The organism is Peribacillus sp. YIM B13477, assembly GCF_042787955.1.
GTDB lineage: Bacteria > Bacillota > Bacilli > Bacillales > DSM-1321 > Peribacillus > Peribacillus frigoritolerans.
On record NZ_JBHZPD010000016.1, the window covers coordinates 36,313 to 62,582 of the forward strand.

Consider the following 26,270-nt stretch of genomic DNA (forward strand, 5'->3'; position numbering starts at 1 on the left):
TTCATTAGAGAAGGAGGGAAATACAAATGGCGATTAAGAAGTATAAACCTACCTCTAACGGTCGACGTAATATGACAACTTCCGATTTTGCTGAGATCACTACAGACAAACCGGAAAAATCATTACTTGCTCCTTTACACAGCAAAGGCGGCCGTAATAACCAAGGTAAGTTAACAGTTCGTCATCAAGGTGGCGGCCACAAGCGTCAATACCGTATCATCGATTTCAAACGGAATAAAGATGGTATACCAGGACGCGTTGCTACTATTGAGTACGATCCAAATCGTTCTGCAAACATTGCATTAATTAATTACGTTGATGGAGAAAAACGTTATATCCTAGCTCCGAAAAACCTAGAAGTAGGTTTGGAAGTTATGTCAGGTCCAGAAGCTGACATCAAAGTGGGTAACGCACTACCTCTAATTAACATCCCAGTTGGTACAGTAATTCATAACATCGAGCTTAAACCAGGAAAAGGTGGACAATTAGTCCGTTCAGCAGGTACATCTGCTCAAGTACTTGGTAAAGAAGGCCGTTATGTACTTGTACGTTTAAACTCAGGTGAGGTTCGTATGATTCTTGCTACTTGCCGTGCTTCAATCGGTCAAGTCGGTAATGAACAACATGAACTTATCAACATTGGTAAAGCTGGCCGTAACCGTTGGTTAGGTAAACGCCCAACAGTTCGTGGATCTGTAATGAACCCGAATGATCACCCACACGGTGGTGGTGAAGGTAAAGCGCCAATCGGACGTAAATCACCAATGTCTCCATGGGGTAAACCTACTCTTGGATTCAAAACTCGTAAGAAGAAAAATAAATCCGATAAATTTATCGTACGTCGTCGTAAAAAATAACGGGATTGAGCTACGGTTCATAAATAGAACCGTAGAACAGTCACGAAGGGAGGTACTCGCATGGGTCGTAGCTTAAAAAAAGGGCCTTTTGTTGATGATCATTTATTGGTAAAAGTTGAAAAATTAAATGAAGCTGACAAGAAACAGGTAGTAAAAACTTGGTCTCGTCGCTCAACAATCTTCCCGCAATTCATCGGACACACAATCGCCGTTTATGACGGTCGTAAGCACGTGCCGGTTTATGTAACAGAAGATATGGTAGGTCACAAACTAGGCGAATTCGCGCCTACACGCACTTATAAAGGTCACGCAAGTGATGACAAGAAAACAAGACGTTAATGAGAGGAGGGCATCTCATGCAAGCTAAAGCTGTCGCTAAAACAGTTCGTATTGCTCCTCGTAAAGTGCGTTTAGTCGCAGATTTAATTCGAGGAAAACAAGTAGGTGAAGCAGTAGCGATTCTTCGCTTAACACCAAAATCTGCTTCTCCAGTCGTAGAAAAAATTCTGAAATCTGCTATCGCAAATGCAGAACATAACTACGAAATGGATATTAATAACCTAGTCGTTTCAGAAGCATACGTTAATGAAGGACCAACATTAAAACGTTTCCGTCCTCGCGCTCAAGGTCGTGCGAGTGCAATTAACAAACGTACTAGTCATATTACAATCGTTGTATCAGAAAAGAAGGAGGGGTAATCTGTGGGTCAAAAGGTAAATCCAATCGGTATGCGTATCGGGATAATCCGTGACTGGGAATCCAAATGGTACGCTGATAAAGACTACGCAGTTCTTTTGCATGAAGACATCAAAGTTCGTGAATATATCGCGAAACGTCTAAATGATGCTTCTGTTTCAAAAGTTGAAATCGAGCGTGCAGCTAACCGTATCAATGTATCTGTCCACACTGCTAAACCAGGAATGGTTATCGGTAAAGGCGGTACTGAGGTCGAAGCACTTCGTAAAGCTTTGAACCAGTTGACTGGCAAAAGAGTTCATATCAATATCATCGAAATTAAAAGAGCAGATCTTGACGCAAAATTGGTTGCAGAAAACATCGCTCGTCAATTAGAAAACCGTGTTTCATTCCGTCGTGCTCAAAAGCAAGCTATCCAACGTACTATGCGTTCTGGAGCAAAAGGAATCAAAACTCAAGTTTCTGGTCGTCTTGGCGGTGCTGATATTGCTCGTGCTGAACATTACAGCGAAGGAACAGTTCCACTTCACACACTTCGTGCAGACATAGACTATGCTCATGCTGAAGCAGATACTACTTACGGTAAGCTAGGCGTGAAAGTTTGGATCTACCGTGGAGAAGTTCTTCCTACTAAGAAGAAATCTGAGGAAGGAGGAAAATAATATGTTATTGCCAAAACGCGTAAAATACCGTCGTGAACACCGCGGTAAGATGAGAGGGATGGCTAAGGGCGGCACTGAAGTTCACTTCGGAGAATTTGGACTTCAAGCTCAAGAAGCTTCCTGGATCACAAACCGTCAAATCGAAGCAGCTCGTATTGCGATGACTCGTTATATGAAACGTGGAGGGAAAGTTTGGATCAAAATCTTCCCAAGCAAACCTTACACAGCTAAGCCGCTTGAAGTACGGATGGGTTCCGGTAAAGGTGCTCCTGAAGGATGGGTAGCAGTTGTTAAACCGGGCAAAGTTATGTTTGAAATCTCTGGTGTATCTGAAGAGGTGGCAAGAGAAGCATTGCGCCTTGCAGCACACAAACTTCCAATCAAATGCAAGTTTGTAAAAAGAGAGGAAATTGGTGGTGAAACAAATGAAAGCTAATGAAATCAAAGATCTAACCACTGCTGAAATTGAACAAAAACTAAAATCTCTTAAAGAAGAACTATTTAATCTTCGTTTCCAGTTAGCTACTGGACAACTTGAAAATACAGCTCGCATCCGTGAAGTTCGCAAATCGATTGCTCGTATGAAAACAGTTGTTCGTCAAAGAGAAATCGGTGTCACTAATCGATAATGAATGGAGGTTTGCAGAATGAGCGAACGCAACCAACGCAAAATCTACACTGGACGCGTAGTATCCGACAAAATGGATAAAACAGTTACAGTTGTTGTAGAGACCTATAAAAAGCATTCTTTATACGGTAAACGCGTGAAATATTCTAAAAAGTTTAAAGCTCATGACGAGCTAAACGAAGCTAAAGCAGGCGACGTAGTACGTATCATGGAAACTCGTCCACTTTCAGCTACAAAACGCTTCCGTCTTGTAGAAGTAGTAGAAAAAGCAGTAATCATTTAATCTAGTTCGGATTAAGCTAATTCCGAAGGGAGGTACCGTACATGATTCAACAAGAATCTCGTTTAAAAGTCGCTGACAATTCAGGTGCTCGTGAAGTGCTAACAATTAAAGTCCTAGGTGGTTCAGGCCGTAAGACTGCAAACATCGGTGATATCATCGTTTGTACAGTTAAACAGGCAACACCAGGAGGCGTTGTTAAAAAAGGTGAAGTCGTTAAGGCTGTTGTTGTCCGTACAAAACGTGGTATGCGTCGTCCTGACGGTTCTTACATTCGTTTCGATGAAAACGCATGTGTAATTATCCGTGACGATAAGAGCCCACGTGGAACACGTATTTTTGGACCTGTTGCTCGTGAATTACGTGACAATAGTTTCATGAAGATCGTTTCTCTTGCTCCAGAAGTTCTATAATATGTAAAATTTGTATAAAGCCTTTCAAGGAGGTGCCAAGCTAATGCATGTTAAAAAAGGTGACAAAGTCGTAGTCATCTCTGGTAAGGACAAAGGCAAACAAGGAACAATTCTTTCTGCATATCCGAAACAAAATCGTGTACTTGTTGAAGGAATTAACATCGTGAAAAAGCATTCAAAGCCATCTCAACTTAATCCACAAGGTGGAATTATCAGTAAAGAAGCTGCTATTCACGTATCCAATGTAATGCCACTTGATCCTAAATCAGGTAAACCGACTCGTGTTGGATATAAGATCGAAAATGGTAAAAAAGTACGCGTAGCTAAAATATCAGGTGAATCTTTAGATAAATAAGTCATAAATGAAGGGAGGTACACTAAGCAATGAGCCGCCTTAAAGAAAAATTCAAAAGTGAAATTACACCGTCATTGATGGGTAAATTCAACTATCAATCAGTAATGCAAGTACCAAACATTGAGAAAATCGTTATTAACATGGGTGTGGGTGACGCAGTTTCTAACTCGAAAGCTTTAGATACAGCTGTTGAAGAACTTACATTGATCACAGGTCAAAAACCAGTTATAACAAAAGCAAAAAAATCAATCGCAGGTTTCCGTTTGCGTGAAGGTATGCCTATCGGAGCGAAAGTTACATTACGTGGTGAGCGTATGTATCAATTCCTTGATAAGCTAGTATCTGTATCTTTACCGCGTGTACGTGATTTCCGCGGCGTTTCAAAGAAATCCTTTGACGGACGTGGAAACTATACATTAGGCGTTAAAGAACAACTTATCTTCCCTGAGATTGATTACGATAAAGTGAGCAAAGTTCGTGGTATGGACATCGTTATCGTAACGACTGCCAACACTGACGAAGAAGCTCGTGAACTACTTACTCAAGTTGGAATGCCGTTCCAAAAGTAATCTCTAAATAAAGGGAGGCGAAATCGTGGCTAAAAAGTCTATGATCGTAAAGCAAAAACGCGAACAGAAGTTTAAAGTACAAGAATATACACGTTGCGAACGTTGCGGACGTCCACATTCTGTATTACGTAAATTTAAACTTTGTCGTATTTGTTTCCGCGAACTTGCATATAAAGGACAAATTCCTGGCGTTAAAAAAGCTAGCTGGTAAAACCCGAGTTTGGGAAGGAGGTAAAATATAATGGTCATGACAGATCCTATTGCAGATATGCTTACTCGCATCCGTAATGCGAATATGGTTCGTCACGAAAAACTGGAAGTTCCTGCTTCAAAGATCAAAAAGGAAATTGCTGAGATCTTAAAAAGTGAAGGCTTCGTACGTGACTTTGAATTAATCGAAGACAACAAACAAGGTATCATCCGTATCTTCTTAAAATACGGTGCAAACAACGAACGTGTTATCACTGGTCTAAAACGTATCAGCAAACCTGGTTTGCGTGTATATGCAAAAACTGGAGAGGTACCACGCGTTCTTAACGGTTTAGGTATCGCAATTGTTTCTACTTCTCACGGAGTTTTAACAGACAAAGAAGCTCGCTCTAAACAAGTTGGCGGAGAAGTTTTAGCATACGTTTGGTAATACATTTTCACAAGAATGGAGGTGCACATTATGTCTCGTATAGGTAAAAAACCTATTGAAATCCCTGCAGGCGTAACAGTTACTGTTACTGGAAGTGAAGTAACTGTTAAAGGACCTAAAGGTGAATTATCTAGATCATTCAGTCCTGACCTTTCAATCGTTGTTGAAGAGAACGTGTTAACTGTAACACGCCCGTCTGACGAGAAGACTCACCGTTCTTTACACGGTACTACTCGCGCGCTTATCTCTAACATGATTGAAGGTGTATCAACAGGTTTCGTAAAATCACTTGAACTTATTGGGGTTGGGTACCGTGCACAAAAGCAAGGTAACAAGCTTATCCTTAACGTAGGATATTCCCACCCTGTAGAAATAGAGCCAGAAGCTGGCGTTGAAGTCGAAGTTCCTTCTAATACAAAAGTAATCGTAAAAGGTGCAAGCAAAGAACGTGTAGGAGCTCTAGCAGCTAATATCCGTGATGTTCGCCCGCCAGAACCGTATAAAGGTAAAGGTATCCGTTACGAAGGCGAATTCGTTCGTCGTAAAGAAGGTAAAACAGGTAAGTAATGCCGCATAAGTAAACGAAAGGAGTGACGTAAATGATTACGAAGCTTGATAAAAATGCTACTCGTCAGAAAAGACATGCGCGTGTACGTGCTAAGCTTTCTGGAACAGAAGCTCGTCCTCGTTTAAATGTGTTTCGTTCAAACAAACACATTTACGCACAATTAATTGACGATGCAAAAGGCGTAACATTGGCAAGTGCTTCAACTCTTGATAAAGAGATCGGTATCGAAGCAGGTAGCAATGCTGAAGCAGCTCAAAAAGTTGGCGAACTTATTGCGAAACGTGCTGTTGAAAAAGGTTTCAAAGCTGTGGTTTTTGACCGCGGTGGTTACCTCTTCCATGGTCGTGTTAAAGCATTGGCTGACGCTGCTCGTGAAAACGGCTTAGAATTTTAATGGATAAGGAGGGACATAACAGATGCGTAGCATTGATCCTAATAAATTAGAACTTGAAGAACGCGTAGTTACAGTAAATCGTGTAGCTAAAGTTGTTAAAGGCGGACGTCGTTTCCGTTTCACTGCACTAGTTGTTGTTGGTGATAAAAATGGTCATGTTGGATTTGGTACTGGTAAAGCTCAAGAAGTTCCGGATGCTATCCGTAAAGCTATTGAGGATGCTAAGAAAAATCTAATTACTGTACCAATGGTTGGTACTACTATTCCTCACCTTGTGAACGGTCGCTATGGCGCAGGTCACATTCTATTGAAACCAGCTTCTGAAGGTACAGGAGTAATTGCTGGTGGTCCTGTTCGTGCGGTACTTGAATTAGGCGGAGTTAGCGATATCTTGTCTAAATCACTAGGTACTAATACACCTATTAATATGGTTCGCGCAACAATTGAAGGATTGAAGCAATTGAAACGTGCTGAAGACGTAGCTAAGTTACGTGGAAAATCAGTACAAGAACTGTTAGGATAAGGAGGGAAATCGAATTATGGCTAATAAATTAGAAATCACCCTCACTCGCAGCTTGATTGGTCGTCCTGAAGATCAACGTGTTACAGTTAACACTTTGGGTTTACGCAAAATGCATCAAACGGTTGTTCAAGAAGATAACCCTGCGATTCGCGGTATGATTACCAAAGTTGCTCATCTTGTTACTGTAAAAGAACAATAAAATAATTTTTAACTTAACAAGGAGGTGCCAACATGAAACTTCATGAGTTAAAAGCTGCAGAAGGTTCTCGTAAAGAACGTAAACGTAAAGGTCGCGGTATTGGATCTGGTAACGGTAAAACAGCAGGTAAAGGACACAAAGGACAAAACGCTCGCTCCGGCGGCGGTGTGCGTCTTGGATTTGAAGGGGGTCAAACTCCTCTATTCAGACGTTTACCTAAACGTGGATTTACCAACATCAACCGTAAAGACTATGCTATCGTGAACCTTGATACGTTAAATCTTTTCGAAGACGGTACTGAAGTAACACCAGCTCTTCTACTTGAGACTGGCGTTGTAAGTAAAGAAAAAGCAGGAATCAAGATTCTTGCCAAAGGAAGCATTGAGAAAAAGCTTACTGTTAAAGCTCACAAATTCTCGTCTACTGCTAAAGAAGCTATCGAAGCTGCTGGCGGTAATACAGAGGTGATCTAATGTTTCGCACGATCTCCAATTTTATGCGCGTGGGTGAAATAAGGAATAAGATTATTTTTACCCTTCTAATGTTAATCGTCTATCGCATCGGTACATTTATACCTGTACCGCATGTGAATGCCGATTTTCTCGCTGAACAGGACCAGCTGAGCGTCATCGGGCTTTTAAATACCTTTGGCGGCGGGGCACTGCAAAACTTTTCCATTTTAGCGATGGGTATCATGCCGTACATCACGGCATCCATTATCGTTCAGCTGTTACAGATGGATGTTGTTCCTAAGTTCACTGAATGGTCTAAACAAGGGGAAGCAGGGCGCCGTAAATTAGCGCAATTCACTCGTTACTTCACTATTATCCTAGGATTTATCCAAGCAGTTGGAATGTCCTATGGGTTCAATAATATGTCAGGTGGACAGTTGATTGAAAATCCTGGAATTGCAACATACTTGCTTATTGCGACTGTCTTAACGGCAGGAACAGCTTTTCTTTTGTGGTTAGGGGAGCTGATCACTGCTAAGGGTGTGGGTAATGGGATTTCCATCATTATCTTTGCTGGTATCGTAGCTAGTTTGCCTACTACGGCAAATCAGATTTACGCACAGCAATTTGAAAATGCCGGTGATCAATTATTCTTACGAATCATAACGATTATCCTCATAGTTTTAGCAGTATTAGCAATCGTGGTTGCTGTTATCTTCATTCAGCAGGCATTACGTAAAATTCCTATTCAGTATGCGAAACGTGCTGCGGTAGGTCGTACGCAAATGGGTGGCCAGTCTACTCATTTACCATTGAAAGTAAATGCTGCGGGGGTTATTCCGGTAATCTTTGCAATGGCATTTATTATTACTCCCACTACAATCGCTTCTTTCTTTGGAAAGAACAGCGTGACTAGCTGGATATCAACAAATCTTGATTACACCAAACCAATTGGTATGATCATATATGTTGCTCTTATCATTGCTTTTGCGTATTTTTATGCTTTCATTCAGGTTAATCCTGAACAAATGGCTGAGAATTTGAAAAAGCAAGGTGGCTATGTGCCGGGGATTCGTCCAGGTAAGAGTACACAAGAATATTTAACACGTGTTTTATACCGTTTGACGTTTGTAGGCTCGATATTCTTGGCCATCATTGCCGTTTTACCGGTATTTTTCATTAAGCTTGCTGATCTACCTCAATCTGCACAGATTGGTGGTACCAGTTTGCTGATCGTAGTCGGGGTTGCCCTTGATACGATGAAGCAGCTGGAATCACAACTTGTGAAGAGACACTATAAAGGCTTTATAAAGTAATGAGTTTTGGGAACGGCTTGTTCCCTTTACCCATTATAGAGTTTGAGGGGGAAGAAAATTGAATCTAGTGTTAATGGGTCTGCCGGGTGCTGGTAAAGGCACTCAAGCTGAACAAATCGTAGAAAAATATAATATCCCTCATATCTCTACTGGAGATATGTTCCGAACAGCTATCAAAGATGGAACAGACCTAGGTCTAAAGGCGAAATCATTCATGGACAAAGGCGAATTGGTACCTGATGAAGTTACCATTGGCATCGTACGTGAGCGTTTAAGCAAGGAAGACTGCCTAAGAGGATTTTTGCTTGATGGATTTCCACGTACTGTGGCACAGGCAGAGGCACTTGAAAGCATTCTAACTGATTTAGATCGCAATATGAATTTTGTCATTAATATCGATGTTGATAAAAGCATCTTAATGGAAAGATTGACAGGACGTCGTATTTGCAAATCATGTGGTGCGACATACCATCTTGTATTCAATCCTCCTGCTAAAGATGATGTATGCGACCGCTGCGGCGGAGAATTATATCAACGTGCCGACGATAATGCTGAAACGGTTCAAAATCGCTTAGATGTGAATTTGAAACAAACCAAGCCACTTCTTGATTTCTACGGAGACAAAGGTTACTTGGTCAACATTAACGGACAGCAAGATATTAATAAGGTATTTGAAGATATCGATGTGTTGCTTGGTGCTTTACAAAATTAATCATATGTATTGATTTATGAAATTCATACCATTTTTATAACTTACTAGTTAAACTTGGTGCATTCCTATAATACAAAGGGTATAATGGATTTCGCGAGAGCATTCGCACATTTATTAATCAGGTTCTTGTACTTGGTATTCCCTGAATTGGGCGATTACTTTTTAAGTGATCTTCATGGACATATCCGGTCGGCAAAATTGATGAAGAAATGCAGTGACTCTATTGGGATTCCTAAAGAGTCGTGATATAGAGGGTTGAAAGAAGCTATGTCAGGCGTGCGCCTTTCAAACATCTCCCATGCTATTCAAACCTATGTCGAGACTAATTGCTTCTCTATTTCGAGAGTATGTCGGTCACGGAATCGGTCAAGACTTACATGAGGACCCATAAAATCCTCATTTCGGTCCAACTGATAAAGGTCCTCAGTTAAAGCCTGGTTCTACAAAATGGTGAATACTTGATGCAGAATTGTAAGACTTATGAGGATAATTGGACTGTAGTAATGTTGACGGAAAGATGTGCACCTTTAATAGGTTCACGCATAGAGAAGGGAGAATCACTTTAATGGCGAAAGATGATGTAATTGAAGTAGAAGGCACAGTACAAGAGACTTTGCCAAATGCAATGTTTAAGGTAGAATTAGAAAATGGTCATACTGTTTTAGCTCATGTATCCGGTAAAATTCGTATGCACTTTATTCGCATTTTGCCTGGAGATAAAGTTACGGTTGAGCTTTCCCCGTATGATCTAACTCGCGGCAGAATCACATACCGGTTCAAATAATCCGGTTACGCTCCGATCTGTATAAGGAGGTTAGATAGCAATGAAAGTCAGACCATCAGTCAAACCAATCTGCGAAAAGTGTAAAGTTATCCGCAGAAAAGGTAAAGTAATGGTTATTTGCGAAAACCCTAAACATAAACAAAAACAAGGCTAAATAGAAGGAGGTGCACTCAAGCATGGCACGTATTGCTGGAGTAGATATTCCCCGTGACAAACGTATTGTTATCTCATTAACATATATATATGGTATTGGAAAACAAACAGCGATCAAGATTCTTGCAGAAGCAGGCGTTTCTGAAGAAACTCGCGTTCGTGACTTAACGGAAGACGAATTGAACAAAATTCGTGATATCATTGACAAGCTTAAAGTAGAAGGCGACCTTCGTCGTGAAATCTCCCTAAACATCAAACGTTTAATGGAAATCGGTTCATACCGTGGTTTACGTCACCGTCGTGGTCTTCCTGTTCGCGGTCAAAATACAAAAAACAATGCTCGTACGCGTAAAGGACCTCGTCGTACAGTAGCTAACAAGAAAAAATAATTAGTAAAGGAGGTTACTTTTCATGGCACGTAAAACTAATACACGTAAACGTCGTGTGAAAAAGAATATAGAAACTGGTATTGCACATATTCGTTCAACATTCAATAACACTATCGTTACGATCACTGACTCTCATGGTAATGCTATTTCTTGGTCAAGTGCTGGAGCTCTAGGATTCCGTGGATCTCGTAAATCCACTCCATTTGCTGCACAAATGGCTGCTGAAACAGCTGCTAAAACATCAATTGAACATGGTATGAAAACTCTTGAAGTTACAGTTAAAGGACCTGGTGCTGGACGTGAGGCTGCCATTCGTGCACTTCAAGCTGCTGGCCTAGAAGTAACTGCAATTAAAGATGTAACTCCAGTTCCACATAACGGATGCCGTCCACCAAAACGTCGCCGTGTTTAATTTTTCTGTATAGATTTTGTATTCCTGTCAATAATGGGATATAATACTGAGTTTGCGTTCTTACAGAGGATTAATTTTCAGTTGTTGCGCACAGCGGGAACGTATACATGGGGAATTTCGGTTTAAGTGACTTGTTTACTTGCCGGGGTTTTGACGTTTTGAAGGAGGGTTTATTGATGATCGAAATAGAAAAACCAAAAATCGAAACGGTTGAAATCAACGACGATACCAAGTACGGTAAATTCGTCGTAGAGCCACTAGAGCGTGGGTATGGTACTACATTGGGTAACTCCTTACGTCGTATTCTTTTATCCTCACTCCCAGGTGCTGCTGTCACAGCTATACAAATTGATGGAGTGCTACATGAGTTCTCAACAATTGAAGGCGTCGTGGAAGATGTAACATCTATCATTCTTAATGTGAAAAAACTAGCTCTTAAGATTTACTCTGATGAAGAGAAGACGCTGGAAATTGACGTTCAGGGTGACGGAGTCATCACGGCTGCTGATATCACTCATGATAGTGATGTAGAAATTCTTAATCCGGATTTATATATTGCTACAATTGGTAAAAACGGTCATATGCGTATGCGTTTATCTGCACGTCGCGGCCGCGGCTACACTCCTGCTGTTCAAAACAAGAGAGAAGACCAGCCAATTGGTGTAATTCCAATCGATGCTCTTTACACTCCGGTTTCACGCGTATCTTTCCAAGTTGAAAATACACGTGTTGGACAGTTGTCTAACTTTGACAAGTTAACGTTTGATGTTTGGACTGATGGCAGTACTGGTCCGCAAGAAGCGGTAGCACTTGGAGCTAAGATTTTAACAGAGCATTTAAATATCTTTGTTGGTTTAACCGATGAAGCTCAAAATGCTGAAATCATGGTTGAAAAAGAAGAAGATCAAAAAGAAAAAGTTCTTGAGATGACGATCGAAGAATTAGACCTTTCTGTTCGTTCTTACAACTGCTTGAAACGTGCTGGAATCAATACCGTTCAAGAGCTAGCTCATAAAACGGAAGAAGATATGATGAAAGTACGTAATCTAGGTCGTAAATCACTTGAAGAAGTGAAAGCGAAACTAGAAGAATTAGGCTTAGGTCTTCGTAAAGACGACTGATAACATGGCGGAATCAATCCATTATGTTGTGAGCCTTGTTATTGACACACAATATAGAACTTCAACAAAGGAGGGAATCTCTAATGGGTTACAGAAAGTTAGGACGCACTAGCGCACAACGTAAAGCATTACTTCGTGATTTAGCTACGGATCTTATTATCCATGAGCGCATTGAAACTACTGAAGCACGTGCAAAAGAATTACGTTCTGTAGTAGATAAAATGATCACTCTTGGTAAACGTGGTGACTTGCATGCACGCCGTCAAGCTGCATCTTTCATCCGTAACGAAATCGCTGACGCTGAGAATGGCACAGATGCCCTTCAAAAATTATTCAGTGACGTGGCTCCACGTTATGAAGAACGTCAAGGTGGATACACTCGTATCATGAAAGTTGGTCCACGCCGCGGTGACGGTGCACCAGTCGTGGTTATTGAATTAGTTTAATAACAACGATGAAAAAGGGCGGGACAAATGAATATACTCACTTGTTCTATGCCCTTTTTCTTTTTTTAAATAGAAATTCTGTACTTTAGAAATTCGCATTGAGTGTTACGATGGCTGGCGGAACCTGTATCATGCAGGGAGCCTTCACGTCTAGCTCAAGCATCCCTTCCCGCTTTTGATAAGCGATTATAAGATAACCTGTTTTTCGTAACAGGCCCGCTGTTAGCTGCTCTTAATTTACCGAAAATTCTTTCGGTGGAAGGGGTGCAGCGTTTTTTTATATTTTCAGAAGGAAAAACTACTATATTTATATTGAGTGAGCAGAGCTTAGTTTAGGCGAGTGCAGTCGAGGATGAGGAGGGCCACATGGTGAAGAAGCTGGTTTCTTTAAATAATATTGTTTTTAAATATGAGGGTCAGTCTCGAAACGCCTTGGATGATGTTTCTTTTGATATTCATCAAGGGGAGTGGCTAGCGATTGTCGGACATAATGGTTCTGGCAAGTCGACATTAGCGAAGTTATTGAATGGCCTTCAGTTCGCTAACTCAGGTACCATTACGATTAATGATCAACTTTTGACAGAAGAATCCGTTTGGGATGTACGCCAGAAAATTGGCATGGTTTTTCAAAACCCAGATAATCAATTTGTAGGCACTACAGTTCAGGATGATGTGGCTTTTGGTTTAGAAAACGCCGGTGTTTCTCAGCAGGTTATGGTGGAGCGTGTTCATGGTGCGTTAAATAAGGTTAAGATGAATGCCTTTCTTAATCAAGAGCCGCACCATCTATCCGGCGGTCAAAAGCAAAGAGTGGCCATTGCAGGTGTAATAGCCTTGCAGCCAGACATAATCATCTTAGATGAAGCAACCTCCATGCTTGACCCAAGAGGCCGTGAAGAAGTGCTTGAAACAGTTAGGGAATTAAAACAGGAAAACGAGATCACTGTCATATCAATCACCCATGATCTTGAGGAAGCTGCGAAAGCTGATCGAATGATAGTCATGAACCAAGGTCGGTTATATCGTGAAGGTTCGCCTCAGGATATTTTTGAGTTAGAGGAAGAATTGATTGCTCTTGGTCTGGACATTCCCTTTTCAGTGAAACTAACCAAGGAGTTACAAAAAAATGGTGTTCGTGTAGTTGATGGGCATTTGACAGAGGAAGAGTTGGTGAAGGATTTATGCGAATTACACTCGATGATGTAGAATACCGCTATCAGGTGAATACTCCTTTTGAACATCTAGCCCTTCATGATGTCAATATTTCAATGGAGCCGGGAACCTATACCGCAATCATCGGGCATACAGGGTCCGGGAAATCCACGCTACTGCAGCATTTGAATGCTCTTTTAAAACCGACGAAGGGTCGGGTTTTCATTGGGGATCGGACGATTGAAGCAGGAAGAAAAGAAAAGGCTTTGCGGCCAATAAGACAAAAGGTCGGAATTGTTTTTCAGTTTCCGGAACATCAGTTATTTGATGAAACGGTTGAAAAGGATATATGTTTCGGTCCTATGAATTTTGGCGTTTCTGAAATCGATGCAAAGAAACTGGCCAGGAAAGCCATCGCGCAAGTCGGATTGAATGAGGAAGTTCTTGAAAAGTCTCCATTCGATTTATCCGGTGGACAGATGCGACGGGTGGCCATCGCTGGGGTACTTGCCATGGAGCCGGAAGTATTGGTGCTTGATGAGCCCACAGCGGGACTGGATCCGCGAGGACGCAAAGAAATCATGGATATGTTTTATGATCTGCATAAAGCAAGGGGCATTTCAACGATTCTGGTGACCCATAGCATGGAGGATGCAGCCAAGTACGCGGATGACATCATCATCATGCATAAGGGTACGGTGTTCAAAAAAGGAACCCCCCAGGAAATTTTCTCAGAGCCGGAACAATTAATGGAGCTTGGCCTGGATGTTCCTGATACGGTCCGCTTTCAGCTAAAGCTCCAGAAGGAACTTGGTGTTCGATTTGATCATCCATGTCTTAATATCGGTGATTTAGCGATAGAAATAGATAAAGCCATGAAACGGGGGAACCGCTGATGCTGGATAAAATGATTATCGGGCGTTATGTCCCTGCAAATTCATTGATGCACAAGATGGACCCAAGGGCTAAATTGCTCCTCGTGTTCCTGTTTGTTTGTGTCGTCTTTTTGGCGAATAATGTCGTTTCTTACGGTTTGCTTGCGGTATTCACCATCCTTTTGATCAGTCTTTCCAAAATACCGCTTCGCTATCTTTATAATGGGTTGAAGCCAATCTTTTTCTTGATCGTATTTACATTCCTTCTCCATATATTGTTTACGAAGGAAGGGGAATTGCTTTTTGAATACGGTTGGTTTGAAATCTATGAAGGCGGTTTGATTCAAGGTTTTTTCATATCCATTAGATTTACTTTACTAATCCTTGTTACGTCACTTTTAACTTTGACGACATCCCCGATATCCATTACAGACGGGATGGAAGAGCTGTTGGGACCTTTGAAAAAGTGGAAGATGCCTGTACATGAACTGGCATTGATGATGTCCATTGCCCTTCGATTCATCCCGACGCTAATGGAGGAAACGGAAAAAATCATGAAGGCACAAACTGCAAGGGGCGTTGACTTTTCATCTGGCCCGATAAAGGACAGGGTTAAATCGATTGTACCTCTGCTGGTTCCTTTATTTGTCAGTTCGTTCAAACGGGCCGAAGAATTGGCAACTGCCATGGAATCAAGAGGATACCGTGGCGGGGAAGGCCGCACGAAATATCGCCAATTGAACTGGAAGACGAGTGATAGTCTTTTGATGGTCTCAATAGGTGTTCTAACGGTCATGTTATTTTTATTACGTTCATAATAAGGAAGAGAACTATGCCAAAATATAAATGTGTGATCGCTTATGACGGCACGGATTTTGCTGGCTATCAGGTGCAGCCTGAGAAACGCACCATACAAAGTGAATTCGAGGCAGTCTTGGCCCAAATGCATAAAGGCACAATTATAAAAGTGACTGCTTCAGGCAGGACAGACTCAGGGGTCCATGCAAAGGGGCAGGTACTTCACTTTGAGTCGCCCCTTACATTCCCTACTGAAAATTGGATAAAGGCGTTCAGCGCTCTTCTTCCGACCGATATCATCGCTCTGGAGGTCGATATCGTGCCTGACGATTTTCATGCGAGGTTCCATACTACTGGGAAAGAGTACCGTTATATCGTAGCCCGTTCGAAACTGCGGGATCCGTTTAAGCGGAATTACGCCTATCATTATCCATACCCTTTAAATATGGAGGCGATAAGGGAAGCAATCTCCTATTTGATAGGGACACATGACTTTACAAGTTTTTGTTCGGCAAAAACGGAAGTGGTCGATAAAGTTCGAACCATAAAAGAAATGGATTTTGAAGAGAGCGATGATTTCCTGGTTTTCCGCTTCGTTGGCGAAGGCTTTTTATATAATATGGTGCGTATCTTGGTTGGGACGCTCCTGGATGTCGGCAGCGGCAAGATGTCACCCCATGATATGAGCGGGATTTTGGACAAGAAGGACCGCAGCTTTGCAGGGAAAACAGCCCCAGCCCAAGGCTTATATTTATGGAAAGTATTTTACAAATAAAAATATTTTTAAAGTGATACCAGTTTTTTTACAAATGGGTAATGGGCTGAAATCAGTAATGGAGCGGTTTGATGCGATACTGAGCTTTTCCTGGAGTTGAAGAGAGTGTTTTATAGACAACTTATCCTAGTGTAACATTCCCTTGACAATGAATCTGGGAGAAGTTAATATAATATGGTATGTATTTTAATCCCACGATAAGCCCCGGAAGTTTATTGTGATTGAAAATAAATATAAAAAATTAAAAAGTTTTTTAGGAGGTTAACCATGCGTACGACATTTATGGCGAAAGCTAATGAAGTAGAACGTAAATGGTATGTGATTGACGCTGAAGGCAAAACTTTGGGTCGCCTTTCTACTGAAGTAGCATCCATCTTACGTGGTAAACATAAACCAACTTTTACACCGAACATTGACACTGGTGATCATGTAATTCTTATCAATGTTGAAAAAATCCATTTGACTGGTAAAAAATTGACTGACAAAATTTATTACCGTCACACTATGCATCCAGGCGGTCTTAAAACTAGAACTGCTCTTGAAATGCGTACAAACTACCCTGAGAGAATGCTTGAACTTGCTATCAAAGGTATGCTTCCAAAGAATTCTCTTGGTCGTCAAATCTACAAAAAATTACACGTATACGCTGGAGCTGAGCACCCACACGCTGCTCAACAACCGGAAGTATACGAATTACGCGGATAATTACTAAGGAGGTTACTATCTTGGCACAAGTTCAATATTATGGTACTGGTCGCCGTAAGAGCTCAGTAGCTCGTGTACGTTTAGTACCAGGCGAAGGTCGCATCGTTATTAACGGTCGTGACATCAATGAATATATTCCTTTTGCAGCATTACGTGAAGTTGTTAACCAACCACTAGTTGCAACAGAAACTACTGGAAATTACGACGTTCTAGTAAACGTTAGCGGTGGTGGATATACTGGTCAAGCTGGAGCAATCCGTCACGGTATCGCTCGTGCATTGCTACAAGTTGATCCAGAATACCGTCCATCTCTTAAAACTGCTGGTTTACTAACTCGTGACCCACGTATGAAAGAACGTAAAAAATACGGTCTTAAAGGCGCACGTCGTGCACCTCAGTTCTCAAAACGTTAATTCTATTACCGTTTCGAAAGGCTCTCAACCATATTGGTTGGGGGTCTTTTTTTTTGACCGAAATATTAAAAAAGCATATCCGTGATCTCCCGGATATGCTTTATTTTAAATATTTCAGTTAACAATCTTAGTTTTGAGATTCACCTTCACCTTTATTGATTGCGGCTTTTTTCGGCATGAAGCATGCTATTATTAATGCCACAAAAGATAAGGCCAGCATGAAAACATAGGCATCACTTGAGCCAAGGATGGAAGCTAATGCCTCTAGTCGTATAGCTGTAATGTTTTCATTTTCCATTGATAGCTCAGAGGCATGTGAAGTTGCCTGCATTGTATATACTGTGATGACAACTGCTGTTCCGATGGCACCTGACAATTGGCGAATGGTATTATTTACAGCTGAACCATGGGAACCCAATTCTCTTGGTAAAGCATTCAACCCTGCTGTATTTAATGGCATGGTAATGAAGCTCAAACCAATTCGTAATATTATGGTACGAATCATGATATACATATACGTCGTTGAGTCGCTTATATCTATGACTCCCCACATCGAAACAATGATGAATACCAAACCTGTAATAAAGAGTGGTTTGGCACCGTATTTATCAAACATTTTACCTGTGACTGGGGATAAGAAGGCATTAATCACAGCTCCGGGTAATAGAAGTAAACCTGCTTCAAATGCTGTAAAACCTCGTCCATTTTGCAAGTAGATTGGTAAAAGGATCAAATCCGCATACATGATCATCGTAATTAGTACATTGATGAAGGATGTAAGCGTGAAAGTTTTATACTTGAATACAGTTAAATTTAATAGTGGATCGCTCGATTTCATTTGACGTAAACAGAATAGAGCCGACACGATCATTCCGACGATTATTGCAGTGATGACAACGGGATCATCCCATCCCTTGCTTCCTGCGCTACTAAATCCAAATAATATACAGCCGAAACCAATCGTTGATAAAATGACACTTGTAATATCCAATTTTGCTTTTGTTGTCTCTGTAACATTCATTAAATATTTGAACGCTAGAACGATGACGATTAGTAAGAATGGGATTAACCCAATGAATAGCCATCTCCATGAAACATATTCAATGATAAAACCAGATAAGGTAGGGGCAATGGCCGGGGCAAAAATTATCGCAAAGCCGATTGTCCCCATGATGCTTCCGCGCTTTTCGCTAGGATATAAATATAAAATAACCGTCATCATTAGAGGTATAATAATCCCGGCACCGATTGCTTGAATCATTCTTCCCGTTAACAGCACGCCAAAATTCCCTGCACATGCGCAAAGTACAGAACCGATGAACAAAAAGAACATCGAGCTAATAAAAAGCTGCCTTGTTGTATACCGTTGCATTAAAAAGGCAGTGATTGGCACTAAAACACCGTTCACTAGCATAAACCCTGTAGATAACCATTGTACAGTTGCAGCCGTTACATCAAATACTTCCATTAATCCACTCAATGCAACATTTAATAAAGTCTGATTTAATGTTGATAAAAAACAACCGGCAATCAGTACGATTAATAAAACTTTTTTATTTCTTTCGGTAATGTCCATCGTAAACCCCTTCGTTTTTGACTTGCATTCTCAACACTGTGTCGATAAAATCGATGGTAACAAAAATATATGTTACTTACCATGAACAGTTTTCTTGAAAATGTTCACTAATCGACATAGAAATATATGCTGTTGAGAAAGTTAAAGAAAATCTATAAAGGAGATTAAAATGTCTATACCTAAAAAAGAAGATCCTCGTACAATTCGCTCAAGGGAAATGTTTAAAGATGCTGTCATTGCTCTCTTATGCGAGGACCCCATTATTTCGAATTTAACGGTCCGGGAAATCGCAGCCAAAGCAGGGCTGAATCGGACAACATTTTACCTGCATTATCAGGATATTCAAGATTTATTAACGCAAATCACCGATGAGATTCTAAATGAGCTATCTGAGAAAGTTTTTGCTTTAATACATGCAAAAGACTTATCGGAAAAACAACAGCTAACAAAATTGCTTGATTATTTATATATCCATCGAAATTATTTACTTATTTTATTTAAAACGAATCAGTTTGAAGAACAATTGTTTTCATTATTAAAGCAATTAGTAGAAATAAGAAGGAAGAATACCAAAGAGGATTTACCTGCTGATTATGTTGATATTGACATTAAAACGGCCTCATTGGCAGGCATTATAATATGGTGGTTAAGAAAGGGGCTTCATTTTAGTTCGGATTATATTGCCAATCAAATTTATTTAATGTACAGAGTGCAATGATTCTTAATCCGTTAGAATGAATTTGAATTTCATTAATTCTTTTTAATGACCGGATATAATATGACCCACAACATGCTCCATGCACCCTTCTGCGTCATTTATAAATCCCTGCCAGTCTCCAGCCACAATGCGATTTAACGCCGTGGGGAGGGTGCTTCGGATGTTGGGGCCGGTAGGAACCATTTGTTTACACATGAGTTTATTTATGGAATACTGAATTATTTGTAAAATCGATATTTATTAAGGCTCTGTTTAGGAGTATGATAATACTTAAAAAAAGAAAGAGGACTTCATATGAATTCAACATACTCACCGATTGAAACAACTAAAACAAAAGCCTTGGTCATCAATGCACTATTCATCGCGTTAACCCTTGTAGCGACCATGTTCATCAACATCAAGCTCCCAATAATGGGTAACGGCGGCCTGGTCCATTTGGGCAACGTTCCCCTTTTTATAGCAGCCTTGGTATATGGCAAAAAAACAGGGGCGATAGCAGGCGCCTTCGGTATGGCCTTCTTCGATCTATTCTCCGGTTGGGCAGCATGGGCACCGTTTACATTCGTCATCGTCGGAGCAATGGGCTATCTAGCAGGCCTAATATCCGAAAAGGTACCGGGCAAAAGAGAACTTGTATACACTTTGGCCGTTGCCGTTGCATTGATCATAAAAATCGTGGGCTATTATTTTACTGAAGTTATCCTTTACGGTAACTGGATACAGCCATTCGGCTCCATCCCCGGAAACGTAATGCAGGTCGTAATAGCCGGAATAATCGTCGTGCCTCTAGCTGGCCGATTAAAGAAAAGGGCTGGACAGATATAAAGTGAAACGAATATAGGAAGCCATTCAAACTTTGTGTAATACCGGCGACTGGATATACTGTGCTTTATGAACCTCTGGCAGTTCATCCTGCTAAGTAGGTATGTATTTAAATAAATTCGCTATTATAAAATGGAATATCATGTGAGATAAGGACATCCGTTTATCACGGATGTCCTTTTTATCGATAGATCACAAAGCTTGCTTGAATTTAAGTAAGAACACGACATGAATAATCAGGTGTGATCAATGTAAGGCATGCACAGCTACCCAAGTCGCAAGGTCCGCCTCGAGTAGCATCCTAAATTAACGGGTTACGGGTGATAGCACCAATTTTTTCTGCGAGTAAATATCATCCGAAATGTTTGGGCTGTCCTTTTAAGCTTCTTATGGAAGATAGCATATGATAGGCATTTCAATTACCTGTCGAACCTATCCTCATTATTTTTTGCCAATGGAATAAATGAATGGTTCAAAATAGAACGCTAAAACTAAATTATGTCTTGGGAAATAATTTTGGGAAATGGGGAATTGCCCCGGAGGTGAATTATGGCTGTGATATTAGGTTTACAGGAGATGCAAAGGGAAAGGCAATTGAAGTTCGAACGCAGGTTGCTCAGGGAACTTTCTATCGAGGATATGAAGGGGAGGATTCAGCGTTACTTCGGACAGGATTTGATGGATGTTTTGGAGGAAGGCTACTTCGATGTTGCCATCGAAGCTTATTTATTAGGAGCGAACTATAGTAAGTTTGGCTATTATGGGGAGTCGGAAGATGATGTAAGGTCCAGGTGCTGGAAGGAAGAGAAGTTTCTGGTCGATACTCTTTTTAACTTTATTTTGTATTGGCGGGAAGTTACAGCGAATAACGCCTTCGATGAAGGATTGTTTTATTGTTGTGAAGGATTTGTGGGGGATTGGTGGCTGGACGGTTTTAAGACTGGAGAGAAACGATATAAAATGAAATTGCATTAAGAAGGCAAAATCCCATTCCTTGTTCTAATTCCATGGTTTGTCCCATACTTTTTAGTAGAGAGATCATGGAAGGGGAACGGTCATGCGCAGAAAGCTGAAATATACAGGAATCGCTATGGGATTGTTTGTCCTTTTTTTAATTGTGACTTTTAAATTCGTAGAAGATGATTCTTGGGACTCCTGGAACCTTCCGTTGGCCGGGAAGGTCATCATTCTTGATGCAGGTCACGGGGGAATGGACGGCGGGGCAAATGTACAAGAGATAATGGAAAAGGAAATTGCCCTTTCCGTTTCATTAAAGGTCAGGGACTATTTGCAGGAACAAGGTGCACTTGTCATCATGACCCGTGAGAAGGATGAGGATCTGGCACAGGGTAATACAAAGGGGATCCGCCAGCGAAAACAGGAGGACTTAAGGAATCGGGTTAAAATGATCAATGATTCGGAAGCGGACTTATTCTTAAGCATTCATCTGAACTCTTTTCCATCGGCGTCATCGAAAGGTGCCCAAACCTTTTATACAAGCAGGTTTGAGGAAAATGAACAGGTGGCTAAATTCATTCAGACTGAAATCATCAGAAACCTGGAAAATACAAAGCGTGATGCAAGAACGATCAATCATGTGTATTTGATGAATTATGCTAAGAAACCAGGAGCGCTTGTGGAAATTGGCTTTCTTTCCAATTCTGAGGAAAGGGAACGCCTTATCAGCGATAAATACCAGGAAAAGATTGCCAGTTCAATTTATATGGGGATTTTACGGTACTTCACAGAAGAAAAACTATCGGATGACGAGTGATGTCGGGGTCTTGTAAGGTACAAGGCCTTTTTATCATGGGGAAATAATCTGGCCCAGCATACAAGGCAGATAATAAGTTTTCTTTCGGTAATATGTTATACTGAAAAATGGGAAAATAAAATTCAAAGGGGTGCTCGACTTGTTAACAGAAGAGAAAGTACTGAATTTATTAAAGGATCTTAAAGACCCTTTTCTACATAAAAACCTTGAAGAGACAAATGGAATTATAGAAATCAAAATAAAACCTGAAAAGAATCATGTAAGCGTTAAACTTGCGATTGCGAAAACGGGGACTGCCGAGCAAATGCAAATGCAATCCGAAGTTGTGGACTTGCTGAAAGCGAACGGAGCGGAATCGGTAGGCATCCGTTTCACGGAACTTTCAGAAGAGGAATTAGCCAAGCATCGTGAAAGCATTCCCCAGGGTGAGGCGGACCAAGGTTTGCTTGGACCTAACAGTAAGACAGAATTCATCGCGATTGCCAGTGGTAAAGGCGGAGTGGGAAAATCTACGATCTCAGTGAATTTCGCCACTTCACTTGCTCGTCTAGGCAAAAAGGTCGGACTGGTTGATGCCGATATTTACGGATTCAGCGTACCTGATATGATGGGGATAACAAAACGACCGGTTGTTCGCGGGGAAAAAATCATTCCTGTAGAACGGTTTGGCGTTCAAGTTATCTCAATGGGCTTTTTTGTAGAGGATAACGCGCCGATCATCTGGAGAGGGCCAATGCTGGGTAAAATGCTTAACAGTTTCTTTAATGAAGTGGAATGGGGAGATTTGGACTATTTGGTCCTTGACTTACCGCCGGGTACAGGCGATGTTGCATTGGACGTGCATACGATGCTCCCTTCATGTAAAGAAATCATTGTTACGACACCGCATCCGACTGCAGCCTTCGTTGCTGCAAGAGCTGGTGCCATGGCCATCAAGACAGAACACGAAGTCATTGGTGTCATAGAGAATATGTCATTTTTCGAAAGTAAAACGACCGGTGAAAAGGAATATGTATTCGGAAAAGGCGGCGGAGAGAAGCTTGCAGAAGAGCTTCGTACAGAAGTTTTAGGTCAACTTCCCCTGCAACAGCCAGATTGGAACGAAGAGGACTTTGCTCCATCCATTTACGCAGCGGACCATAGGCTTGGCAGGATTTACGAAGATATTGCTAAAAAGGTCATTGAAAAACTGCAATAAAAAGAAGGCTGATTCCGATTGGGAATCAGCCTTCTTACATTCTTTTTACTTTTTCTCCTTCTCGGCCGCTTTTGTGGCTGCTTTATCCAATTTCTCTTGCATTTTCGCTTGGACGAGAGGACTCTCCATGGTCTCGATGATCAGTTCTTTATAAACCGATCGCATTTCCTTGGTTTTTAATAATTTATTCATTTCTTTTTCCATATCCGGTTCTTTCATTATTTCCATGAGCATTCCACGATACTGAGGATCAGCAGTTAAGTCCTTCAATACCTTTTTATGTTCGTCTTCTAATGCTTTAGCATAAGCGGAAGCAAATTCAGGATCACTAAATGTCTTTTTCCAAAATTCCTTCCCTTTATCTGAAGTGACCATATCTTCAATGGATTTCTTAATGGCATCCGAATCCATAATGAGTTCAGCTTTCGTTTTATCATCAGTAATGATATCCTGGATGGCTTTTTTTCCATCATCTGTCTTCAAGATATCGACGACCATTTTCTTTGTCTCTTCGTACTCCATTTTTTCTGCGCCTGCTCCATTTTGAGCACAACCGGAACAAACGAGTAAGAATGACGTGAAAAGCAAAGCAACTCCCACTCTCATACGCAGGGCCCCTTTCATCCTTCTTACTGTTAATATGGTTCCAATCGGCGATATTATTCCTTGGTGGAATAAGTGGATTTTTCCAAATTTGGTTGGTACAATTAAGGAAATGAATAGAAATGTATGGAGGAAAACAATGAACAGCCGTAATTTAGTTAAATTGTTTTTAACAACATTGCTTATAGGTGGCGTAACTGGTGGAGTTGTAGGGTTCTTGGCTCGATGGAGTGAGTTTAAGCCTTATTTTTCTTCTTTTGAAGTCAGTGCCATCCTATCAACTTTTATTTGGTTATTCGGTGTTGGATTAATTTTCAGTGTCATAAGCCAAGCCGGCTTTTTTGCCTATTTAACAATACATCGTTTTGGTCTGGGGATATTTAAAAGCGCTTCCCTATGGAATGCCGTTCAACTTGTACTCATTCTTTTTGTTGTATTCGATCTTGTTTACCTGCGATATCTTAGCTTTGGTTCAGGCGAGGGAATCAGTTCGTATATCGTGTTAGCATTGGTTGTATTGGCCGCAGGGCTTATTACAGCTTATTTCAAAATGAAACAAACGAATAAACAGTCTTTCATACCGGCCTTGTTTTTCATGGTCGTGGTAACGGTATTGGAGTGGGTACCTGTCCTGAAAACCAATGATGAAGGCTGGCTTTACTTCATGCTGCTTCCATTGCTAGTCTGCAATGCTTATCAATTATTGATCCTTGGCAAATTGATTGAAATTTCACAAAAGGAATTGGCCGATAGAAGAGAGCGTAAGCAAACTCCAGCAAAGGGAAAGATGAAAGCCGGTCAATTAGGTAAAGGCAGCTAACCAATATGTAGGCTGGACCTTACATAAAGAAGTCAAAACAGAAAAACTGCGTACTAAAGGTTCAAGGAGACCATTAGTACGCAGTTTTTTTAGTCAGCGGACTTCCTCACTGCTTGCCGAGGAATTGGAAATCATCTCTGAAACGTTAACGAAGTTTAAATTTTTTGATCGAAGTTCACTTAATAACTCCGGTAATGCTTTATTCGTTTGTTTTGCTGAGTCTGAAGCATGTAATAAAATGATATCACCTTTTTGGGCCTTGGTGATGTTCTGTATGATCCGATCCACACCTGGATTGGTCCAATCCTTCGAATCGATGCTCCAATGGACAACGGTATATCCAAATTTCTCGCTGATCTTCAAGAGTCGTTTATCAAAGTGGCCGGTGGGAGCGCGTAAAAGTTCTATATTCTTTACATTAAGTTTTTTAAATGCTTCCTGGGCTTTAGAAATATCCCGGATGATTTCTTGATCTTCCATTTCGGTATAATCCTTATAATCGTAACCAAGCATGCCGATTTCATACCCTTCTTTCACAATTTCAGCTACTATGTCAGGGTGGCGTTCTGCCCAAGATCCCGAAAGGAAAAAAGTGGCCGATTTAATCTTTTCTCTTTTTAATGTCTCTATTATCGGAGCGGCTTTCTCATCACCCCAGCCAATATTGAACGTGATCGCAACATTCTTTTCCCCTTTATAAACCGCTTTCGGCCCATCTTCCGTTGAAAAAACGGGGGCATGAAGAATGTTTTGTACAAAAAGAAACCAAGCGGTAAAAAGTGCGGTAAGCAAAATTAACGAATAATACTTGATGTTCTTGGCTTGAAGCACCATGAAAAATTTCATTAATCCATCCCCTTGTCCAAAGTACTCTTGTCTTCAAATTTATGCGCGAGGATTATTGTTATGCAAAAAAACGGGTTGAAAATTCATAAAATTGATGGGAATGGGGAAAGATGTCTGATGGAGGTGTGTACCATGCTCGGTTTATTGATCAATGACAAAGAAAAAATGGAATTGGAGTACCTTTTAAAAAGAGAGATGGATGAAATACTATTCGATTTACAGGATGACAGAATCGATCACTTAGTCAAAAGGGCAATAAACGAGAAATATAACATCCTTTTCAGGCTGTTTAAAAGAGTGAGCACCGAGGAGGAAATCCTAATGTATATGAAGGGGAAATCGAATTTATCCAAGTGGAATCAGTCATGAAATTTAAAAGTGAATTAAATTCAAAAAACCTATTGACTATTGATTTATACGCTGGTATATTATAAAAGTTGCTGCAACGTCAAAGCATTTGAAAAAGATTGATAAAAACTTTTTTGAAAAAAGTTATTGACGAAGTGGCAAAAAGATGTTAAGATATTAAAGTCGCTAAGAGAAATGGCGAACAAATTGCTCTTTGAAAACTGAACAAAACAAAGCGCCAACGTTAAATTTTAAGTGAGCACACACTATCAAAAAAG

Annotated in this window: 41 protein-coding genes and 1 pseudogene; 39 read left to right on the top strand and 3 right to left on the bottom strand. The window is 40.7% G+C overall.

Annotated features, from left to right (window positions below; translation table 11 throughout):
• Positions 1–26 precede the first annotated feature (26 nt).
• The 32 genes and pseudogenes from rplB to rpsI all read left to right on the top strand — a co-directional run bounded on the left by rplB (position 27) and on the right by rpsI (position 17,287).
• Positions 27–857, top strand: coding sequence for a 50S ribosomal protein L2 (rplB, locus tag ACFX4H_RS25330; protein ID WP_034305021.1), 831 nt, complete (start codon positions 27–29; stop codon positions 855–857).
• Positions 858–917: 60 nt separating this feature from the next.
• Positions 918–1,196, top strand: a complete 279-nt coding sequence (gene rpsS / locus ACFX4H_RS25335) for a 30S ribosomal protein S19 (RefSeq protein ID WP_034305018.1) — start codon at positions 918–920, stop codon at positions 1,194–1,196.
• 17 nt (positions 1,197–1,213) lie between these two features.
• Positions 1,214–1,555 carry a 50S ribosomal protein L22 gene (rplV, locus tag ACFX4H_RS25340; RefSeq protein ID WP_034305017.1) on the top strand — a complete coding sequence of 114 codons (342 nt, stop codon included), beginning with the start codon at positions 1,214–1,216 and terminating at the stop codon, positions 1,553–1,555.
• 3 nt (positions 1,556–1,558) lie between these two features.
• Positions 1,559–2,215, top strand: a complete 657-nt coding sequence (gene rpsC / locus ACFX4H_RS25345; protein ID WP_034305014.1) for a 30S ribosomal protein S3 — start codon at positions 1,559–1,561, stop codon at positions 2,213–2,215.
• Between the two features lies 1 nt (position 2,216).
• Positions 2,217–2,651, top strand: a complete 435-nt coding sequence (rplP, locus tag ACFX4H_RS25350; protein WP_034305012.1) for a 50S ribosomal protein L16 — start codon at positions 2,217–2,219, stop codon at positions 2,649–2,651.
• Positions 2,641–2,844 carry a 50S ribosomal protein L29 gene (gene rpmC, locus ACFX4H_RS25355; RefSeq protein WP_034305010.1) on the top strand — a complete coding sequence of 68 codons (204 nt, stop codon included), beginning with the start codon at positions 2,641–2,643 and terminating at the stop codon, positions 2,842–2,844. Before rplP ends, rpmC begins: the two co-directional genes overlap by 11 nt.
• Positions 2,845–2,862: 18 nt before the next feature.
• Positions 2,863–3,126 carry a 30S ribosomal protein S17 gene (gene rpsQ / locus ACFX4H_RS25360; protein ID WP_048677887.1) on the top strand — a complete coding sequence of 88 codons (264 nt, stop codon included), beginning with the start codon at positions 2,863–2,865 and terminating at the stop codon, positions 3,124–3,126.
• 41 nt (positions 3,127–3,167) lie between these two features.
• On the top strand, positions 3,168–3,536 hold the full coding sequence (gene rplN / locus ACFX4H_RS25365; RefSeq protein WP_034305005.1) for a 50S ribosomal protein L14: 369 nt from the start codon (positions 3,168–3,170) through the stop codon (positions 3,534–3,536).
• A 43-nt stretch (positions 3,537–3,579) separates the two neighbouring features.
• Entirely contained in the window at positions 3,580–3,891 is a 312-nt protein-coding gene (gene rplX / locus ACFX4H_RS25370) for a 50S ribosomal protein L24 (protein WP_034305002.1), read from the top strand.
• A gap of 29 nt (positions 3,892–3,920) precedes the next feature.
• Positions 3,921–4,460 carry a 50S ribosomal protein L5 gene (gene rplE / locus ACFX4H_RS25375; protein WP_048677889.1) on the top strand — a complete coding sequence of 180 codons (540 nt, stop codon included), beginning with the start codon at positions 3,921–3,923 and terminating at the stop codon, positions 4,458–4,460.
• 25 nt (positions 4,461–4,485) lie between these two features.
• On the top strand, positions 4,486–4,671 hold the full coding sequence (locus tag ACFX4H_RS25380) for a type Z 30S ribosomal protein S14 (protein ID WP_034304998.1): 186 nt from the start codon (positions 4,486–4,488) through the stop codon (positions 4,669–4,671).
• Between the two features lie 30 nt (positions 4,672–4,701).
• Entirely contained in the window at positions 4,702–5,100 is a 399-nt protein-coding gene (rpsH, locus tag ACFX4H_RS25385; protein WP_034304995.1) for a 30S ribosomal protein S8, read from the top strand.
• Positions 5,101–5,130: 30 nt separating this feature from the next.
• Positions 5,131–5,667, top strand: a complete 537-nt coding sequence (gene rplF, locus ACFX4H_RS25390) for a 50S ribosomal protein L6 (protein WP_048677892.1) — start codon at positions 5,131–5,133, stop codon at positions 5,665–5,667.
• Positions 5,668–5,699: 32 nt separating this feature from the next.
• Positions 5,700–6,062, top strand: coding sequence for a 50S ribosomal protein L18 (gene rplR / locus ACFX4H_RS25395; protein WP_034304989.1), 363 nt, complete (start codon positions 5,700–5,702; stop codon positions 6,060–6,062).
• A 22-nt stretch (positions 6,063–6,084) separates the two neighbouring features.
• Positions 6,085–6,585, top strand: a complete 501-nt coding sequence (gene rpsE / locus ACFX4H_RS25400) for a 30S ribosomal protein S5 (RefSeq protein WP_034304987.1) — start codon at positions 6,085–6,087, stop codon at positions 6,583–6,585.
• Between the two features lie 16 nt (positions 6,586–6,601).
• Positions 6,602–6,784 carry a 50S ribosomal protein L30 gene (gene rpmD, locus ACFX4H_RS25405; protein WP_034304984.1) on the top strand — a complete coding sequence of 61 codons (183 nt, stop codon included), beginning with the start codon at positions 6,602–6,604 and terminating at the stop codon, positions 6,782–6,784.
• A gap of 32 nt (positions 6,785–6,816) precedes the next feature.
• On the top strand, positions 6,817–7,257 hold the full coding sequence (gene rplO / locus ACFX4H_RS25410; protein ID WP_034304982.1) for a 50S ribosomal protein L15: 441 nt from the start codon (positions 6,817–6,819) through the stop codon (positions 7,255–7,257).
• A complete protein-coding gene (gene secY, locus ACFX4H_RS25415; protein WP_034304981.1) occupies positions 7,257–8,552 on the top strand; it encodes a preprotein translocase subunit SecY in 1,296 nt (431 codons plus the stop codon). The genes rplO and secY overlap by 1 nt, the downstream gene beginning before the upstream one ends.
• Before the next feature lie 58 nt (positions 8,553–8,610).
• Positions 8,611–9,264 (top strand): adenylate kinase, encoded by a 654-nt coding sequence (locus ACFX4H_RS25420; RefSeq protein WP_048677894.1) that lies wholly within the window; start codon positions 8,611–8,613, stop codon positions 9,262–9,264.
• Between the two features lie 71 nt (positions 9,265–9,335).
• Positions 9,336–9,787 (top strand): annotated as a pseudogene (locus ACFX4H_RS25425) (M24 family metallopeptidase); the annotation flags it as partial.
• Positions 9,788–9,829: 42 nt separating this feature from the next.
• Entirely contained in the window at positions 9,830–10,048 is a 219-nt protein-coding gene (gene infA, locus ACFX4H_RS25430) for a translation initiation factor IF-1 (protein WP_028390440.1), read from the top strand.
• 40 nt (positions 10,049–10,088) lie between these two features.
• The gene (gene rpmJ, locus ACFX4H_RS25435; RefSeq protein WP_003156543.1) at positions 10,089–10,202 is read left to right on the top strand and encodes a 50S ribosomal protein L36; all 114 of its coding nucleotides are present in this window, start codon (positions 10,089–10,091) and stop codon (positions 10,200–10,202) included.
• Between the two features lie 22 nt (positions 10,203–10,224).
• A complete protein-coding gene (rpsM, locus tag ACFX4H_RS25440; protein ID WP_034304978.1) occupies positions 10,225–10,590 on the top strand; it encodes a 30S ribosomal protein S13 in 366 nt (121 codons plus the stop codon).
• 22 nt (positions 10,591–10,612) lie between these two features.
• The gene (gene rpsK / locus ACFX4H_RS25445) at positions 10,613–11,002 is read left to right on the top strand and encodes a 30S ribosomal protein S11 (RefSeq protein WP_028390438.1); all 390 of its coding nucleotides are present in this window, start codon (positions 10,613–10,615) and stop codon (positions 11,000–11,002) included.
• A 176-nt stretch (positions 11,003–11,178) separates the two neighbouring features.
• Positions 11,179–12,123, top strand: coding sequence for a DNA-directed RNA polymerase subunit alpha (locus ACFX4H_RS25450; protein ID WP_034304976.1), 945 nt, complete (start codon positions 11,179–11,181; stop codon positions 12,121–12,123).
• Positions 12,124–12,206: 83 nt separating this feature from the next.
• On the top strand, positions 12,207–12,569 hold the full coding sequence (rplQ, locus tag ACFX4H_RS25455) for a 50S ribosomal protein L17 (RefSeq protein ID WP_034304973.1): 363 nt from the start codon (positions 12,207–12,209) through the stop codon (positions 12,567–12,569).
• A gap of 366 nt (positions 12,570–12,935) precedes the next feature.
• On the top strand, positions 12,936–13,775 hold the full coding sequence (locus ACFX4H_RS25460) for an energy-coupling factor ABC transporter ATP-binding protein (RefSeq protein WP_034304970.1): 840 nt from the start codon (positions 12,936–12,938) through the stop codon (positions 13,773–13,775).
• Positions 13,751–14,617 (top strand): energy-coupling factor ABC transporter ATP-binding protein, encoded by an 867-nt coding sequence (locus tag ACFX4H_RS25465; RefSeq protein ID WP_053537046.1) that lies wholly within the window; start codon positions 13,751–13,753, stop codon positions 14,615–14,617. Before ACFX4H_RS25460 ends, ACFX4H_RS25465 begins: the two co-directional genes overlap by 25 nt.
• Entirely contained in the window at positions 14,617–15,414 is a 798-nt protein-coding gene (locus ACFX4H_RS25470) for an energy-coupling factor transporter transmembrane component T family protein (protein ID WP_048677921.1), read from the top strand. Before ACFX4H_RS25465 ends, ACFX4H_RS25470 begins: the two co-directional genes overlap by 1 nt.
• Positions 15,415–15,428: 14 nt before the next feature.
• Entirely contained in the window at positions 15,429–16,169 is a 741-nt protein-coding gene (truA, locus tag ACFX4H_RS25475) for a tRNA pseudouridine(38-40) synthase TruA (RefSeq protein ID WP_187050331.1), read from the top strand.
• Between the two features lie 267 nt (positions 16,170–16,436).
• Positions 16,437–16,874, top strand: a complete 438-nt coding sequence (gene rplM / locus ACFX4H_RS25480) for a 50S ribosomal protein L13 (protein WP_034304960.1) — start codon at positions 16,437–16,439, stop codon at positions 16,872–16,874.
• Between the two features lie 20 nt (positions 16,875–16,894).
• The gene (gene rpsI / locus ACFX4H_RS25485; RefSeq protein WP_034304957.1) at positions 16,895–17,287 is read left to right on the top strand and encodes a 30S ribosomal protein S9; all 393 of its coding nucleotides are present in this window, start codon (positions 16,895–16,897) and stop codon (positions 17,285–17,287) included.
• Positions 17,288–17,414: 127 nt separating this feature from the next.
• Here rpsI and ACFX4H_RS25490 read toward each other — a convergent pair whose 3' ends face one another.
• Positions 17,415–18,863, bottom strand: coding sequence for a DHA2 family efflux MFS transporter permease subunit (locus tag ACFX4H_RS25490; RefSeq protein WP_283866910.1), 1,449 nt, complete (start codon positions 18,861–18,863; stop codon positions 17,415–17,417).
• A gap of 169 nt (positions 18,864–19,032) precedes the next feature.
• Between ACFX4H_RS25490 and ACFX4H_RS25495 the strand changes: the two genes are divergently transcribed.
• The 5 genes from ACFX4H_RS25495 to ACFX4H_RS25515 all read left to right on the top strand — a co-directional run bounded on the left by ACFX4H_RS25495 (position 19,033) and on the right by ACFX4H_RS25515 (position 23,375).
• Complete coding sequence (locus ACFX4H_RS25495; RefSeq protein WP_063589557.1) at positions 19,033–19,581, top strand: TetR/AcrR family transcriptional regulator; 549 nt, start codon at positions 19,033–19,035, stop codon at positions 19,579–19,581.
• 294 nt (positions 19,582–19,875) lie between these two features.
• Entirely contained in the window at positions 19,876–20,406 is a 531-nt protein-coding gene (locus tag ACFX4H_RS25500; RefSeq protein ID WP_063589556.1) for an ECF transporter S component, read from the top strand.
• 546 nt (positions 20,407–20,952) lie between these two features.
• Positions 20,953–21,378: a DUF2521 family protein gene (locus tag ACFX4H_RS25505; RefSeq protein ID WP_034304952.1), complete on the top strand. Its 426-nt coding sequence runs from the start codon at positions 20,953–20,955 to the stop codon at positions 21,376–21,378.
• Between the two features lie 82 nt (positions 21,379–21,460).
• Entirely contained in the window at positions 21,461–22,177 is a 717-nt protein-coding gene (gene cwlD / locus ACFX4H_RS25510; protein WP_034304950.1) for an N-acetylmuramoyl-L-alanine amidase CwlD, read from the top strand.
• 139 nt (positions 22,178–22,316) lie between these two features.
• Positions 22,317–23,375 (top strand): Mrp/NBP35 family ATP-binding protein, encoded by a 1,059-nt coding sequence (locus tag ACFX4H_RS25515; protein WP_063589555.1) that lies wholly within the window; start codon positions 22,317–22,319, stop codon positions 23,373–23,375.
• A 45-nt stretch (positions 23,376–23,420) separates the two neighbouring features.
• Here ACFX4H_RS25515 and gerD read toward each other — a convergent pair whose 3' ends face one another.
• Entirely contained in the window at positions 23,421–23,981 is a 561-nt protein-coding gene (gene gerD / locus ACFX4H_RS25520) for a spore germination lipoprotein GerD (RefSeq protein WP_053537050.1), read from the bottom strand.
• Between the two features lie 136 nt (positions 23,982–24,117).
• Between gerD and ACFX4H_RS25525 the strand changes: the two genes are divergently transcribed.
• Positions 24,118–24,798, top strand: a complete 681-nt coding sequence (locus ACFX4H_RS25525) for a KinB-signaling pathway activation protein (RefSeq protein WP_063589554.1) — start codon at positions 24,118–24,120, stop codon at positions 24,796–24,798.
• Between the two features lie 93 nt (positions 24,799–24,891).
• Here the strand turns inward: ACFX4H_RS25525 and pdaB are convergent, their stop codons facing one another.
• Entirely contained in the window at positions 24,892–25,644 is a 753-nt protein-coding gene (pdaB, locus tag ACFX4H_RS25530; RefSeq protein WP_034304945.1) for a polysaccharide deacetylase family sporulation protein PdaB, read from the bottom strand.
• Between the two features lie 132 nt (positions 25,645–25,776).
• Between pdaB and ACFX4H_RS25535 the strand changes: the two genes are divergently transcribed.
• Positions 25,777–26,013 (top strand): hypothetical protein, encoded by a 237-nt coding sequence (locus ACFX4H_RS25535; protein ID WP_053537052.1) that lies wholly within the window; start codon positions 25,777–25,779, stop codon positions 26,011–26,013.
• Positions 26,014–26,270 lie beyond the last annotated feature (257 nt).